This is a genomic window from Chryseobacterium viscerum (genome assembly GCF_002899945.2).
Classification (GTDB): domain Bacteria; phylum Bacteroidota; class Bacteroidia; order Flavobacteriales; family Weeksellaceae; genus Chryseobacterium; species Chryseobacterium viscerum.
This window is the reverse complement of the sequence record NZ_PPEG02000002.1, coordinates 517,187-532,824: the sequence shown is the minus strand read 5'-3', so window position 1 is coordinate 532,824 and position 15,638 is coordinate 517,187. Positions and strand designations below refer to the sequence as shown.

Here is a 15,638-nt window from a genome sequence, read left to right as displayed (position 1 = left end):
TGCATCATGAAAAAGTACAATCATAAGAAAATACAGCTATTTTCATCGCTGATATTATCTTTCACTTCAATATTCTCCTTTGCCCAGAATTTCCATGATACAAAGGGAAATATTGAAGTCAACAGAGTTGGGCAGCTACAGTTTTCATTGCCTGTAGACCTTCCTCCGGGAGTGAAAACAGTATCACCCCAGGTGAGTTTGGTTTATAATAGTGAATCAGGCAATGGTATAGCTGGATATGGATGGAGTATTTCTGGAATAACCGCTATCAGCAGAACAGCTAAAAACATAGAAAATACCGGAGAGGTAAAAGGACTTCAGATGGATTTCTCTGATTATTACAGTTTTAATGGTAAAAGACTGGTACTGAAATCAGGAGAATATGGCAAAGACGGTGCAGAATATGTAACAGAGAAATACTCCAACACGAAATTTAAGTCCATAGGAGCTTCTGCCGGATGGTATGGCCCGGAATATTGGGAAGTGACTTTCGAGGATGGTTCCCAGGCATGGTATGGACGTAATCCAGTTGCCAGAATTCCAAATGAGTATAATATAAGTGAATGGAAAGATCCACAGGGAAATTACATTTCATACAGCTATGTACAGGGAACCCGTACTGCCATGATAAGCAGCATAAGCTGGGGTGGGAATAAGGATATGAATACCCCTCATATGAACACCATCCAGTTTTCCTATAATGACAGAGACTTAAAAGAAGAATCTTATGTGCAAGGACTTAAATCTTACCAAAACAAGATTCTTTCGGAGGTAAAGGTACTTACCAATAATAATCAGTTTAAGCGGTACAGCATAGAATATACAGGCAATGGAACCAATTACCAGTTTGTCGGGAAGATTACCGAATATAATGCTAATAACGAGCCTGCCAATCCCGTTACATTCAATTATCCGGCAATGGTAAACTCTTCTTATGCAGAGTATACAGCAGAGCCTGAACCCTTTAATGATGTTAAATTAGTAGGAGATTTTAACGGAGATTCTTATCTGGATTTCCTGATGAATAATGGTACGGTAAAACTGGGCGCTTTCAATGAGACCTTTACAACCGTTTCTACAGGGAAATTTTTTGCTGGTAACGCTAAAGTAGTCAGCACATTATTAGACGAAACCGGACAGGTATATAACGGAAATGGAATTGTTGAATATAAAGACAGTAGAATTTATGGGTATATTTTTAGGAACAATGATTTTGTAAAAGTATTCGATAAAAGTCTGGGTAATACCGTTTTTTATGGACAAGGTGATAATTTAATTCTTGAAGTAGGTGATTTTAATGGGGACGGAATACCTGATGCTTTTCTTGATGATGGAGGTCTTCCCGGATTTAATTCAAAAGGTATTGTAGACCTTAAAAACCCGGCCACTCCTTTAATAGGATTGCTGCTTGATTCGGGAATCAATGAAAGTGGCTATAAGGATCGCAAGTATACAGATATAGATGGAGACGGAAAAGTAGAAATTATCAGTGTCGCAGATTCACAGTATACCGTTTTTGAGTTTGTAAAATACAGTGCCGATGCATACCTGCAGAAAATAAAATTTTCCGGAAACCTGCTTGAAACCAAAGACCCTGAATTTCCGGTCTTATATGGGGATTACAACGGAGACGGAAAACTTGACTTTGCTATTCCTGTTACCGATTACGCTATAGGAAAACCTGATGACTGGAGATTCTATATGGGCACAGACAAGGGTTTTGCCCCATTCCTAAAACAGGAATTTTTCACCTACAGGAAGTTCCAGAAAGAAATGACAGGTAATTATGCCAAATTTGCCAAACAATATTTCTTTTCGGTTACCGACATGAACAAAGACGGTAAATCTGATATTGTTCAGGTATTCTCCTATAACCAGATCAATATGTTTAACGCGGGTGGCTCAAGAGATTTCGGTTATGTTGTAAGTGCAAAGATGGCTAATGGATCAGATGGTAATGGAACACCGAACTTTACTCCCAACTGGCTATTTCAAAGCCCGTCATATAGCACACAGGACCTGCTTGATCTTACGCTCTTTACTCCGATTACCAATTCTATAAAATCCGGGAATAATTATTATAATGTCTTTTTATACTGGAAGCAGTTCCTGAAAAAAATAAAAGGACCTACTCCTGTTTCTGAATTGGCCAGAATGGCTTCAATTACGCAGGGAGGGGTTACTACCTCGGTAAAATATCTGGAAGTAGTTCCGGGCAATACTACTACTCCTGACTTCTACAAGAAAGAAAAGAAAGAGATTTATCCTAACTATGCCATGGCAAGGGTAGATCAGGCATATGCCGTATCACAGCTTATAGAAGAAGGCAGAAAGCAGGATTTCCGTTATAGAGGACTTGTAGGAAACCTGCAGGGTAAAAAATTATTAGGCTTTCATCAGATCGCCCGTTCTTCATGGTATGCTGATGGCTTTGAAAACACCAAGATATGGTCAGGATCACAAATAGATCCATTTTTGGATGGTGCACCTGTAAAAGAATGGAGCATCAGAACCAATAATGAAAGTAATATTTTCCCGGCAGATATTTCAGAAAACAATACCCAGCTTCTGAGTTTTGAATCTGTAGACTATAAGGCGGATAAGCTGCTGAATGGTCAGGTAGTTACTTCTATACCTTCAGGAAGTCAGTCCAAAATTGTTACGGCTATTGTTCCTAAGTTTACCAAAACAAAAGATTTTTTAACCGGAACATTCACTCAGAAAGTAACGAGCTATGAAAACTATTACCTGCCTTCTAAAATAGAAATAAATACCAACAATGGCTACGGAATATCTACCACTGAGTTTGACTATACCCATAATATTTGGGGTACAGGAAAAGATTATTATGTGGGCAGACCTACCAATAAGGCCGAAAAAACGGAAGCTTATGGTGATATACAAAATACCTTTACGAGCTATACCTATGAGAACAACCTGTTAAAAAGCAGCCAGTTTTTTCCCGGAAATGATGCTACACAAGCTACAACAGAAGAATATTCTTATGATGGGTTTGGGAACATTATATTCAAAAAAACAGTATCTGGTATCGACGGAAATTCAAAAGCTCAGAAAGATGAGTACGACTCCACAGGAAGGTTTATCATTAAAAAAACGGATAACCTGGGACTGGAAACCGGGTTTACTTATAACAGTCTGGGACAGGTCCTGACCCAAACAGATCCAAATGGTAACTCCCTTACCAGTACATATGATGTATGGGGTAAGCTCCAGAGTTCTGCTTCCAGCTTAACTGGAACTACGACTTACCTGTACGCAAAAGATAACCAGTACAATGAGACCATTACCCGTAATGATGCTGATGGTGATGTTGCAAAAGTTTTTACCAACAAGCTGGGACAGGAATATAAAACATCTTCCAAAGCCTTCACACAGGGACAGTATGTTTCTAAAGACGCTCAGTATGATGTCCTGGGTAGGAAGCTCAAAGAATCTGAAACTTATTTCGAAGGGCAAAGTGCCAACCAGTGGAATACCTTTGTTTATGATGATACTGTATTCCCTGCAAAGGTAAAAGCTACTGCATTTACCGGAAAGCAGACAGAAACCATTATATCAGGACTCACTACAACAGTAAAAGAAATTAGCCCATTGGATTATGGAAGAACAACTTCCCAGACATTGGATGCTTTAGGAAATGTACTATCATCTACCGATAAGGGAGGTACGGTACAATTTTCTTATAATGCATCAGGTCAGCAGATCCAGGCTAAATATGCGGAGCATATTGTGACCACGATGTATGATGACTGGGGAAATAAAATACGGGTGGAAGATCCGTCTACCGGGGTATATGAATACCAATATCTTGGTTATATGGGGACTCTGTCAAGAGTAATAAGCCCAAAGGGTGAGAAAAGATATCAGTATAACAACCTTGGGCAGCTTGTAATTCAGAATGAAAAATCCACTACAGGAAACGAAACGGATAAAGCAATAAGCTTCTCCTATAACAATAAGGGAAGGCTTACTGAAAAAACAGGAACCTCCAATGGGAAGAAGTACACCTATACCATAAACTATGACCCTCAGGGAAGAAACACTTCTTCTTTTCAGGAAACTCCTGACGCTTACTTTTCGCATAAAAATGTTGTTTATGACAGCAAAGGAAGGATAAGCTCTTATGAAAAAGCAATACAGACTTCCGTAGGCACAACTAATGTTTCTGTCGAAAACCTGTACAATGCATGGAATGGTGAGCTGTACCAGGTTAAGGATAAGACTTCAGGGAAAGTTTTATGGGAACTGAAAGAAACTAATGCGAAAGGGCTGTTGGTAAGGGCTAAATTGGGAGCGGCTGAAATTAATAATGAATATGATGGTAACGGATTTTTGACAAATGTTAATCACTCCTCACCCATAAAACCGGATATTTTTAAGGCCACTTACAATTTTGATGCGATTAAAAATGAGCTTAAAAGCAGAAAATCAGTATTACCTTTTGAAACAGAATATTTTGATTATGACGATAACAACCGTCTGATCAACTGGACAGACCCGATATTAGGACTTAAGCCTTCTACCAATAGAAATATCTATGATGTAAAAGGCAGGATCTTGATAAATGACCAAGTGGGAACCATTAAGTATGAAAATACAGACAAGATTTATCAGGCTACCGGAATGACTCTAAATAATGACGGGATGCAGAATTATGATCAGGATCTGGTTCAGACAGTTGTTTATAATGAGAATAATGATCCGGTATACATTGCAGGAGAAAAAGGTTCTGTGGCATTCCAGTACGGGTTAAGCGGTATGAGACAAAGAGCAACCTACAAAGGACAATTCTCTCCGGAAAATGACGGAGAATTCACCAAGCTATACAGTGAAGAAGGAAGCTTTGAAGTCGTAAGGAATAATATCAATGGAAAAGAAAAACACATCATTTATATTGAGGGTAATCCATATGAAAGTAATATTGTATTTTTGAAAAACTTTGATGAGAATAGCGGTTCTTTTAAATTCCTGCATAAAGATTATCTCGGAAGTATCTTAGCGATAAGCGATGAGGCCGGAAATATGCTTGAACAAAGGCATTTCGATGCGTGGGGTAATTTAACTCATCTTCGCATTGGGAAAAGTAAACTGGCTGTCGACAAAGCCAGCATTACTGTCCTTATAGATTTTTCCGGAGGATTACTGATAGACAGAGGCTATACAGGTCATGAGCATTATATGGAAGTGGGGATTATCCACATGAACGGAAGGCTTTATGATCCACTGCTCAGAAGATTCCTGAATGCGGATGAAAACATCCAGGACCCATTTAATACTCAAATTTACAACAGGTATGGGTATGTAATGAATAATCCCCTAATCTACAATGATCCAAATGGAGAGATTGCATGGATTGTTGTAGGAGCAGTTATAGGCGGTTATTTAACAGGAGTAAAAGCCAATGGTGGCTCATTAAACCCTTTAAAGTGGAACTGGGGTGCTACCTGGGGGAAAATTGCAATGGGAGCTGCCGTAGGTGCATTTACCGGAGGTGTAGGTGCTGCTGTTGGTTCTGCATCCCTTGCTGCTGCTGCAACCTATGGAATACAGGGAGGTCTCTTAGGGGGAGCGATTGCAGGTGCTTCAGGAGGTGCTGTAGCTGGTGCTATTAACGGATTTGCAACAGCAGTAATGTTTGGTGAAAATGTAATCGAAGGAACTGTAATGGGCGGATTATCTGGTGCTGCCATAGGAGGTGCTTTAGGAGCAGTATCCGGAACTATAGGCCAAATGGTAAAAAATGCACAGGCCGCTAAAATAGGCGCTCCACAGGGAACTATCCTTAAAGATGCTCCTATTGCCCAAGGCAGAAGTGCATGGACGTTGAACAATACACCGAAAACTACTACTGTTGGGGCAGTTCCTGTAAAAAGAACACCTGTAGAAATTGGGGATATAGGCTTTAGTACTGATGAATATGCAGGAACAAAGTTTGTGGATGAGCAGCCCGTAGCAATGTATAAGGAAGGGCCACAAAGAATATATGAAGGGAATTATGCAAGTAATAAGGGAAGGCTTGGAAATGCTGCTACCAGGGAGCAACTATCTGAAATAGCAACGGAACTGGAAAGTAGAGGATATAGAATTAACGGTGGTGGTGGTCAAAAAACCGAAGAATATCTTAAGCCTTTAGGTGGGGGAAGAAAGGGAGGATCTTATCTCGATATTACTGCTACTCATCCAAAATATCCGACTTTAAGAATAAACACAGTTGACGTTTTAAAAGATGGAGTTACTCCAACTGCAAGAGAATTGAGGAATGCTACAAGAATTCGCCTTCAGATTCAGCCAGGAGAACATCTATTATTAGTACCAAAAAAATTGAAGTAAATATGAAAAATGAACAATTAATGTTTCATGCAACAAAAGGGGATATTATTCCTATTTTATCTCATCTCGAAAATACTTTTGATATAAGGTATGCTAAAATCGGAATGTTCGGTGAAAAGAAAGTTATTTATTATAATACCTATTCAGATATAGAGGAATTAGGTTATACTGAGAGTTCTTTCTACTTATCATCTCCAAACAGCTATATGATAATTGAGAAAAACATGGAAGTAATTATTAGAGATATTCCCCAGAGAAAAGGAGGTATATTATATGCTGTTGATCAAAAAGAAAATCCGAAAAGTATAGAGCTAACATTAGGTGGAATTTATACGGAGGGGGAAAATACCTTAGTGATGAGTCGCGCAGCTTGTATAAGTGAATTCACATTCTCGAAATCTATCTATAAGGAGCTTACAAAAAATATTAAAAAAGCTTTTAAGAAGTATGATTTTATGGAATGGGTTGGACCGGAAGCAGAACAAAAGCTCAAAGAAGGTTGGCGATTAGTGCAGGATGCAAAACGCTCAACGGATTATGATTTGAAATATAAAGAAGTATAAGCACTTTTTCAGGCGGTATATAGCAAGCCGCCTGTTTCCATATCCATGCGGTATATAACAAGCCGCTTGTTTTTCCATATCCACTTGCAAAATAAAATTTTGCACAGCAATATTTATATCATGGACAGATTAAAAGAAATTATAAAATCTATCACTCCATTTCTTAAAGAAAAAGGATATAGTAAAAAAGGAAATAGTTTTCACTTAAAGTCAGATAAAAATTTTGGAATTATAAATTTTCAAAAAAGCCAAGATGGTAATAAAGATGAAATAAAATTCACAATTAATTTTGGTGTGTATTCAGATCTTTTAGTAAAAGTTGTAGATTTTGATTATGATAATTCAAAAGTACCAGATGTATGGTCATCCCAATGGCAAGCTAGAATTGGACATTTTATGCCTGATGGTAATGATTTTTGGTGGAAGATTCAACCAGAAGGTAATTTAAGTGAGATTATTTCAGATATAATAGATAATATCCGAAATATTATTTTACCTGAAATTGATAAGCGCTTAACAGATGAAGGTCTTATGAAGAGTTTAATAAAAGGAGATTTTATTAGATCAACAGCTGTCGAAAAATTTAAATATTTGACCATATTTTTGAAAGCTAAAGGAGATATTGAAACCTTAAATGAAGTTGTTGAGAAATTTATGCAACAACCAGACGGTAAGAAATATCATGATATAGTTAAAGAACATTTGGAGGAAATAGAATACAGTAATTAACTACTTAGCGGTAGCACATTGATTTTTTCAATGTGCTACCGCTTTTATTCTTATTTAAACTATTAACAATTATGAAACCTATCTTATGAAAAAACAATTACTAAACTTATGCATAGTTATCGGAACTATGTCGTTTGCTCAATCTACAGACGAACCAAGATTTGGTGTTAAAGCCGGAGGAAACCTTTCAAGTATATCTGGAAGTGATTCCAAATCTAAAATAGGATTTTATGCCGGAGCTTTTGTTAATGTCCCAATTTCTGACGCATTTAGTCTTCAGCCGGAGATTGTTTACAGCCAGCAGGGAGCAAAAGTAAAAGGTGATTATGAAATGGCCACTTACACAATAAAGAATATGCAGCAAAACTTTGGTTATATCAATGTTCCTGTAATGCTTCAATACAATGCCACTCCAGAATTTTATCTTGAAGCAGGACCTGAGTTTGGGCTTCTTGTCAATGCGCAGGCGAAAGGTAATATTAATGGCCAAACTTATAAGGCCAATAATAAAGATTCATTCAGAACCTTTAATTTTGGAGCAGGGATTGGGCTAGGATACAGATTTACTCCGAACATCGGAGTCAATGTCCGTTATATTGCTGGTTTAACCGATACTATAAAGTATGGGCTTGGAGAAACTTCAAGAAATACTAATTTTCAGTTAGGTATAAATTATCTTTTTTAAACAGTAAAAAAGAGCTTGAAGAACTTATGATGTAATTATTAAGTTCTTATAATTTTAAAAAAGTGCTATCCGAGAATTCGGGTAGCTCTTTTTTAAAATAAATTTATTAATCTCATTTTTAAAACAATCAGCATGTAAACATCCGCCTTTTAGGTTATGTAAACCATTATTTCGGAAATTTGCTCCGGTATATCGGTTTCAATCAGAGTGTCCTTACATTTCTTATTCAAAATATCTAACTAAAAAATAGCGGTTCTGAATGAGACATACCTTCATCTTCATCTCTCGGTATTGGTGTGATATCCCTTATTCAGATCCGTTCCGAAGGTTACAATTTCACCATTTATGGCATAGGGAAATACTGCCTGATACTTTTCTTGGAGATTTGTAAAAATTTCTATCACTACTACATCGTAACCATCTGCTTTACCGGTAAGAACTATTGCTGATGCTTTGATATTATTATTTTTCAAATCTTGTTGTACGTTCTTCAGAAGTAATTCATATATTATTTCTAGCGAATAAGATTGCGAATCATTTATAATATCTTTTATTTCTCCATCAACCTGCACAATCGCACTAAAAGGTTTAAACTGACCCATTTCGATCAAAAAAAAGCTTGCTCGTTCTTTAAGAGCCTCTAAGAATTTTTGCATAGTTTACTTGTGGTTTTTTATTTAATCTTTATTTTAAATTGTTAATGTGTGTGCTGGCTGGAACGATTTTAGTCGATACGATTTACGGCTTTTCATTTTCAGATTCTGAAAGGTTGAGCCACAAATAATTGTGAGTGGTAGCCTATCATAAAAATCACCTTATCTTTAATCACTCATGTAATAGAAAATTTATTAATTATATCTTTTATAGCCTCTTCATTCAAACTTTCCAGATTATTGGCAACTATAGATATTGAAAATAGAAGCCCATTTCTTTCCGCTAAAATGAGTTTTAAATACTTAACATCTTCAATATTTGCGATTTTAACTTGTATTCCTCGACTTACAGCAAACCACGTACCATCATATTTAATTCGCTTAATTTTATCAAAACCTTCCTCAACGCCTTTTATTTCAATAAAAGCCTGTACATTCTAATGAAATCCCATACTTAATAGAGAGGTAAGAATGAATATTATTTAGTTCTGTTGATTTGGACGTTTGGGAATGAAAATCAATTCATAAAGATTTTGTTCTGCGAATTTTATTTTCAGACTATCAGATTTTCCTTTTTTTGGATCAGATCCACTTGTAAACGAAAAAATACTGGGTCGTTTCCGTAATTCTATGTATTTAGCACCGCCATTTTCGTATCTGTTGTTCGACAGGGACACGTTTTTGTCTGAATTTTGCCAGATTGAGTCACTCTCTTTAGAGGCGTGGACAACGCTAAGTGTATGGCTTTTATCCCGGCTGTATTTAATATGTTTTTTGATGAATTTATTCTTAATTCCACAATGGAAGTTCAACAGATTTTGATCCTTACATTCTGGCGCTTCATGGGAACTGGGATTTAATTTTTCCCACAATTGTAATTCTGAGGTTACTAACTGTGAGAAAACAGAACCGGAGCATAAAAAAAATGTGACTATCACAACTCTAGAAAAAATAGATTTATTCATACTATAAATTTTTTATCATTTTTTTACCTGATGCAATACCATGGGAATTGTACCTAACAGGGAATAAGTGGTAAGAGAATTGGAATATTCTTATAATCACGATATTAAAACTTTTTTTTAGTTTTAATTTTACTCCAATATTAGTGATTTTTGTTATTATGTCAAGGGGTTTTTCCCTGTAATTATATGGGTTTTTACGGTAATTTTTTTGGTTTGTGATCATCTAATGGCAATAAATGTATATTATTAACTATAATGGAAGTTTACTAAATGGAAATCACACTATTTTATTTTTTACATAGTCTTCTTTCTTGTAATATATTAATTCTCTATAATGAGAAATACTTTGATATTCTGAATGGAAAATTGTAAATTAACTTTTTAAACATTTAGTTTTTTCCCCAGGACTAAAATAACGCGCTCATGAATATATTTTTACTTTCTTTGATCAACAAAAGAATTGAAGGAGTGATGACCAGGTTCTCACAGCTTTCTGTAAAATTATCCTTATTAAGTCCCAACCACTATGAACTCCTGGCAAAACTGACGAAAAAGGTTATTGATACCTATATCCGTTTTTTTCAATGTGTCCATATTGTTCCAAAGGAATATGAGTATGTTGAAAATGCCATTGTAAAAAGATTTAATCTTTCTGACCTCAATTTGGAAAAGTTGAAAGGCATCGACAAAGAACTTATTGATCTTACCACTGTCTATGCCAGCACTTCCATGATCCCTGTTAATCTTCATCTTCACAGATCCGGAAAAATATTTTTGTATACCGGAATAGGTATTTTGGAAAGTTCTTCTCACTCGGTTGTTTTTTTTCTTTATGAACTCTCCATTCCGGCATCTTCAATTCACCACAGTCCCAGTACCCTTTACTATCTAGAAGCAGCCCTTCATCAGGTTCATCATGATGAGCCATCAAAGTCCAAACCCCTTAGAAAACTGGCTGCCGATTATGGTAAGAATTACAATCAGTTTCAAAAGGATTGTAAGGAGTATTTTGGTGATACCTTCCATCGATTCCACAATAAGATGAAAATGCTTAATGTGTTTGAAGACATGCTGTTTACGTCATATAGCTTAAAAGAGATCGCCTATAGAAACGATTTTTCAAATTATAACAGCATGTATTTTCTATTTGGCAGAAAATATGGATTTCCCCTCCATTCTATTCCCAGATTATTGACTGTAATTTAGAAAAAATAGAATTTTTTGAAATTCAGTACTATTTTCAATATATCTGGTACTTTATTCACTGTTTTTTATACTTTTTCGCATGTTTTTGGTACTATTTGATGTTTAATTCTATTTTTTAATAGGGAGCTTTACTTCAGTGAACTGAAAAATTAATCCCTATGAAAAAAAGTCTCCTCATATTGCCTGTTATTGCTGCGTACTTCTTTGTACTGCTGTTCTGCTATGCGGCAGTAAGTAAAATACTGGATTTTGAGAATTTTCAGGTTCAATTGGCACAGTCACCACTACTGAGTGCCTATGCAGGATTGATTTCTTATACCGTTATTATCATAGAGCTCATCATTGCATTACTTCTTTGCATCAAGAATACTCGACTCATAGGGCTATATCTTTCCCTGGGGATCATGGTGAGCTTCACCGTTTATATTTACCTCATTTTGAATTACAGCGATTTTGTTCCGTGTTCCTGTGGCGGGATTTTGGAGAAATTAGGCTGGACTGAGCATATGATTTTCAACATAGTCTGCGTTCTGATGGCTTTTACCGTACTCTATATATTAGAGCGACAAGAAGAAAGAAAGCTATACAGAACTATGATCAGCACCGGAGCAATAAGTTTTGTTTCTGCCGGAATTGTAATCGTTTTATTTTTATCCTCCGAAAATATCATTAAAAAGGAAAACAATTTTACTAGGCGTTTTCTACTACATCCAGTCATTGAGGATAAAGCTTTAGATCTGGGAATCAATTCCTATTATTTTGCCGGAGTTAATAATGGCAGCATCTACCTGGGCAATGTTACGGCACCTTTGATCCTGACATCGGTTGATACAGCCTTAAAATCGAGTTCATCAATGAAAATCCACCTTGACAGGTCAGATTACAAATTCAGAAATTTACAGGTTCAGGAGAAATCTCCTCATTATTATCTGTATGACGGCAGTGTACCTGTTATATACAGAGGTGTTTTAGGAGATTCATCTGCACGAACCATTAGCTACAGGGATGCCTACTTTACCCAGCTTGTGGTAATAGATTCTTCCAGATTTACGATCAGAACACAGAGCCGTCAACATAGGCAATACACACTGGCGAGTATGGACCTTAGTACAAATCCAAAACTAAAGCTGTACCCCTCTATTCTTGAAAAACAGATCGACGGTGTGTTTGATTCCGATGGTAAACTCATTGGAAGTTTGGGAGCTACAGAGCTTATTTATACCTATTTCTACCGAAACCAATTTTTGGTAATGGATCATGATCTCCATGTAGTAAAGAGGTTAAACACGATCGATACAACGAGCCGGGCTAAAATAGAAACACGGCAGCTTTCTGACGGAAATCATAAAATGACAGCGCCGCCACTGGTGGTCAACAAAACAATGACGGCTAGTGGTCAGTTACTATTCAATCAGTCCAATTTGATGGGAAAACATGAATCTGCTAAGGAATGGAAAAATGCTGCTATAGTGGATGTATACCGCACTGACAGACAGGAATATGTAGGAAGCTTTTATATACAGAACCGGAAGGAAAATACAATGTCACAGATGCTGGCAACTGATAAATACCTGTATGTGCTGATTGGAAATGAACTCATCAGATACAAATTCAGAGTACCAATATAAAAATACCAAACCAGGGGAAGCCGAAAACCTTATAGAGTAGGCACAATCAAACCTTAAATTTTTTATTATGAAAAAGTTTATTTTTCCTGCTGCTGTTATTCTAATGGGTGCAGGCGCTGCTTTTGCGACAAAAGTAACAACAAGTAAAAGTGTTCTTGTAGATGCATACCGCATCGAAACCTCTTCGGGTCGATGTATTAAGGTACAACAACAACAATGTAGCCCCACAGGAAGTGAGACATGTACTTGGTCAGTGGATAATGTGACGCCCCTGCATGATGCACCAATATCTGCAACGATGTGTGGAGAAGAGCTATTTAAACCGTAAAAAAGAAAAAGGATGCCTAGGCATCCTTTTTTATTTGCTTATTGATCCAAGGGACATTCTTCTTATCTTTTAGAAAATAATCCCACCATTCTAATATTCTTCTGTTCAAATCTTTTCTTTCCTCTGTATTGATGCCCAAACTGTGTCCTTGATTTGGATAGAATAAAGCAATAACTTGCTTTTGATTTCTCTTTAATCCAATATAAAACTCCATCGTCTGATCCCATGCGATGTTTTCATCTTTCTTACCAGCCCAAAGCAATATCGGAGCATTAACCTTTTCTACATTATAAATAGGGTTATTTTTGAAGTATAACTCCTTGTTAGTTGCAAAAGCACCTTTCATTTCGTATTGTCCATTCTCATACTGCCAATAAAAAGGACTATTGAAATTATTATTGTATGAGAAATAAGAACGTATAATATCACTGTTAGCTGCACCAGAAATGTACGTAGCAAAACGGTTAGAATGGGTAGCTATAAAATTTGTCTCGTAACCACCGTGTGACTGACCAATAAGACCAATTTTAGCTATATCAATATTTGAGTTGCTACTTATAGCATTAATAGCATTTTCAACACAGTCCAGGGCAGATAAGCCTGTGCCCGACTCACTGAAAACGATATCCGGAAGGTATACAAAATAGCCATTTTGGACTAATGTGCGAAGATCAAAACCTATTGGGTTTATATATCCCGGAGCATGATACTTGCTAGATGTATCACTTTGCACTTGATAAATACGGACTACCATAGGATACTTTTGCTTTGGATCGTAATTTTCCGGATAATATAAAAGACCTTTTAGCTGCTTTCCCTGAGAATTTGTATAATTAATAATGTCTTGTCGTAAAATGGAAGCTACTTTATCCTTAATATTGCCTTTATACAACATTACCTTACTTTTTCTTTGCAGGTCGGTCAAAAATAACTGGGGAGGGGTATTGTAATTCTCCTCTATGGTGCAAAAGTTTTGCATATTTTTATCATGTTTGATTTCCTTTATATTTTTGTTTGAGTACGCTATGACTTCTTGTGCTTGATCATTATGAAAGGTAAGATAAGAGATTTTATTATCAGTCATATTCGATGTTTTTAGAAGCATAGGCTTTCCCTGATCAACAGTACTATTGAAAAAGTTAAAGTCCTCTACTACAAAGGATTTCTCATAGGTCATAATTTGTGTATTTTTCCGAGGTGCAATTCCTAGTTTTATTAGCTTATTGGTTTTTATTTCATAACGCCAGAGATCATCCGGGCTTTCAAAGAAAATATACAGGCCATCCACTGTGAAAACTGGATTTTGTATATTTTCCCCAGCAATAATTGTTTTATTTAGTGTAAGAACATCAAAAAATGTCCATTTTTTCCCGTCTTCACTAGCCAAGAAAGATTTCCCGTTGGGGGAGCAGATGATTTCGGGTGATTCATAATGCTTACCTTTTAAAGCACCTATAAATCTATAGGTACCTTGCTTAGTATCATATAAATGTACATTCAATTGAGGTTTCCAAGTAATGTAATTGTGTTGTTCTGTTGGGTTGAAAGCTAACAAATATCTGTCATTATTTAGAGAGGTAATTGTTGAGAATTTATCATTAGGAATTGACAGTGCTTTAATTGACCCAGGTCTCCACAGCCAATACCTATACTCTCTAACACCATATTTTTTAGCTGCTAGATCACTATCGTTACCATACCAAATATCAACCAGAGTTTTATCTTGCGGTTTAAAATAACTATTTGAGCTAATCAAATAAGCTTTCCCTTGTTGAATTTCTCTAACTTCAACAAAATCAGAATATTTTGTAGAAATCCCTTCTGGTTTAACGATTTTACCATTTGCAGTATTGATGAAAACAATCCCTTGTTTGGAATTATCAAAATAATTTTCCTTAATGATTAACAATTTACCTGATGGGCTTATCTCTATTTTTTCTATTTTACTTTTGGTCGAATATAATTTTGTAACATTAGCTAATGACACATCGAGGATCTCAAAAAGACTATCAATTTTGCGATATACATATAATTTTCTTTCACTTTGAGCTACTTGAAAATCTATTACATGTTCTATCTGATTTACTTTTTCTCCTACCGAGGAGAATACTGTGAAAGTTCCATTTTCGTCTAAAATGCAATAGCCACTTAAGAAAACTAGGACTGCTGTTTTTTTTACATTGCTATAAAAAATTCGTTCATTTTTTTTGAGATTCCAGTATTCTGCTCTTGTAAGATCTGAAGCAAGTAGATGACTATCTCCTAAAAAGGATATATTCCCCATCCTAATTAGATTGCCAATAAATGGTGGCCTGCTTTTTTGGGTATTGAATACCATTATTGTATCACTGTTATAATCATACCATTTTTTAACAGTTACCCACCGACCGTTTTCTGAGTATTCAAGGTTACCTATTTTATAAAATTTTGACATCCAGCTTTGCAGGGTATCCTTTGCTTTTTGTGCGGGATACCAATTGCTACTAATAAATAGTATTAATAACCAAAGGATAAATATTGATTTTTTCAT

Annotated in this window: 10 protein-coding genes; 7 read left to right on the top strand and 3 right to left on the bottom strand. The window is 36.0% G+C overall.

All coding sequences use genetic code 11. The features are described from left to right. Nucleotides 1–6 precede the first annotated feature (6 nt). The 4 genes from C1634_RS06040 to C1634_RS06025 all read left to right on the top strand — a co-directional run bounded on the left by C1634_RS06040 (nucleotide 7) and on the right by C1634_RS06025 (nucleotide 8,328). Nucleotides 7–6,351 carry an RHS repeat-associated core domain-containing protein gene (locus tag C1634_RS06040; protein WP_109738041.1) on the top strand — a complete coding sequence of 2,115 codons (6,345 nt, stop codon included), beginning with the start codon at nucleotides 7–9 and terminating at the stop codon, nucleotides 6,349–6,351. Nucleotides 6,352–6,353: 2 nt separating this feature from the next. Further along, a complete protein-coding gene (locus tag C1634_RS06035) occupies nucleotides 6,354–6,914 on the top strand; it encodes a hypothetical protein (protein WP_103231319.1) in 561 nt (186 codons plus the stop codon). A 120-nt stretch (nucleotides 6,915–7,034) separates the two neighbouring features. Further along, nucleotides 7,035–7,643, top strand: a complete 609-nt coding sequence (locus C1634_RS06030; protein ID WP_165835267.1) for a DUF4304 domain-containing protein — start codon at nucleotides 7,035–7,037, stop codon at nucleotides 7,641–7,643. An 85-nt stretch (nucleotides 7,644–7,728) separates the two neighbouring features. Then, a complete protein-coding gene (locus tag C1634_RS06025) occupies nucleotides 7,729–8,328 on the top strand; it encodes a porin family protein (protein ID WP_109738040.1) in 600 nt (199 codons plus the stop codon). Between the two features lie 278 nt (nucleotides 8,329–8,606). Here C1634_RS06025 and C1634_RS06020 read toward each other — a convergent pair whose 3' ends face one another. Continuing rightward, nucleotides 8,607–8,984, bottom strand: coding sequence for a hypothetical protein (locus tag C1634_RS06020; protein ID WP_103231321.1), 378 nt, complete (start codon nucleotides 8,982–8,984; stop codon nucleotides 8,607–8,609). Between the two features lie 479 nt (nucleotides 8,985–9,463). Next, a complete protein-coding gene (locus C1634_RS06015; protein ID WP_103231322.1) occupies nucleotides 9,464–9,946 on the bottom strand; it encodes a hypothetical protein in 483 nt (160 codons plus the stop codon). Between the two features lie 423 nt (nucleotides 9,947–10,369). Between C1634_RS06015 and C1634_RS06005 the strand changes: the two genes are divergently transcribed. From C1634_RS06005 to C1634_RS05995, 3 genes are all read left to right on the top strand, one after another. Beyond that, nucleotides 10,370–11,152, top strand: coding sequence for a helix-turn-helix domain-containing protein (locus tag C1634_RS06005; protein WP_109738038.1), 783 nt, complete (start codon nucleotides 10,370–10,372; stop codon nucleotides 11,150–11,152). Between the two features lie 158 nt (nucleotides 11,153–11,310). Beyond that, entirely contained in the window at nucleotides 11,311–12,780 is a 1,470-nt protein-coding gene (locus C1634_RS06000) for a MauE/DoxX family redox-associated membrane protein (protein ID WP_109738037.1), read from the top strand. A 67-nt stretch (nucleotides 12,781–12,847) separates the two neighbouring features. Beyond that, nucleotides 12,848–13,108, top strand: a complete 261-nt coding sequence (locus C1634_RS05995; RefSeq protein WP_103234252.1) for a DUF6520 family protein — start codon at nucleotides 12,848–12,850, stop codon at nucleotides 13,106–13,108. 16 nt (nucleotides 13,109–13,124) lie between these two features. Here the strand turns inward: C1634_RS05995 and C1634_RS05990 are convergent, their stop codons facing one another. Next, nucleotides 13,125–15,638 carry an alpha/beta hydrolase family protein gene (locus C1634_RS05990; protein WP_103234251.1) on the bottom strand — a complete coding sequence of 838 codons (2,514 nt, stop codon included), beginning with the start codon at nucleotides 15,636–15,638 and terminating at the stop codon, nucleotides 13,125–13,127.

What these genes read in the sequence shown, in the direction of transcription:
- C1634_RS05995 (WP_103234252.1), top strand. Translation starts at nt 12,848, where the DNA reads ATGAAAAAGTTTATTTTTCCTGCTGCTGTTATTCTAATGGGTGCAGGC.
- C1634_RS06005 (WP_109738038.1), top strand. Translation starts at nt 10,370, where the DNA reads ATGAATATATTTTTACTTTCTTTGATCAACAAAAGAATTGAAGGAGTG.
- C1634_RS06040 (WP_109738041.1), top strand. Translation starts at nt 7, where the DNA reads ATGAAAAAGTACAATCATAAGAAAATACAGCTATTTTCATCGCTGATA.
- C1634_RS06035 (WP_103231319.1), top strand. Translation starts at nt 6,354, where the DNA reads ATGAAAAATGAACAATTAATGTTTCATGCAACAAAAGGGGATATTATT.
- C1634_RS06030 (WP_165835267.1), top strand. Translation starts at nt 7,035, where the DNA reads ATGGACAGATTAAAAGAAATTATAAAATCTATCACTCCATTTCTTAAA.
- C1634_RS06000 (WP_109738037.1), top strand. Translation starts at nt 11,311, where the DNA reads ATGAAAAAAAGTCTCCTCATATTGCCTGTTATTGCTGCGTACTTCTTT.
- C1634_RS06025 (WP_109738040.1), top strand. Translation starts at nt 7,729, where the DNA reads ATGAAAAAACAATTACTAAACTTATGCATAGTTATCGGAACTATGTCG.
- C1634_RS05990 (WP_103234251.1), bottom strand. Translation starts at nt 15,638, where the DNA reads ATGAAAAAATCAATATTTATCCTTTGGTTATTAATACTATTTATTAGT.
- C1634_RS06020 (WP_103231321.1), bottom strand. Translation starts at nt 8,984, where the DNA reads ATGCAAAAATTCTTAGAGGCTCTTAAAGAACGAGCAAGCTTTTTTTTG.
- C1634_RS06015 (WP_103231322.1), bottom strand. Translation starts at nt 9,946, where the DNA reads ATGAATAAATCTATTTTTTCTAGAGTTGTGATAGTCACATTTTTTTTA.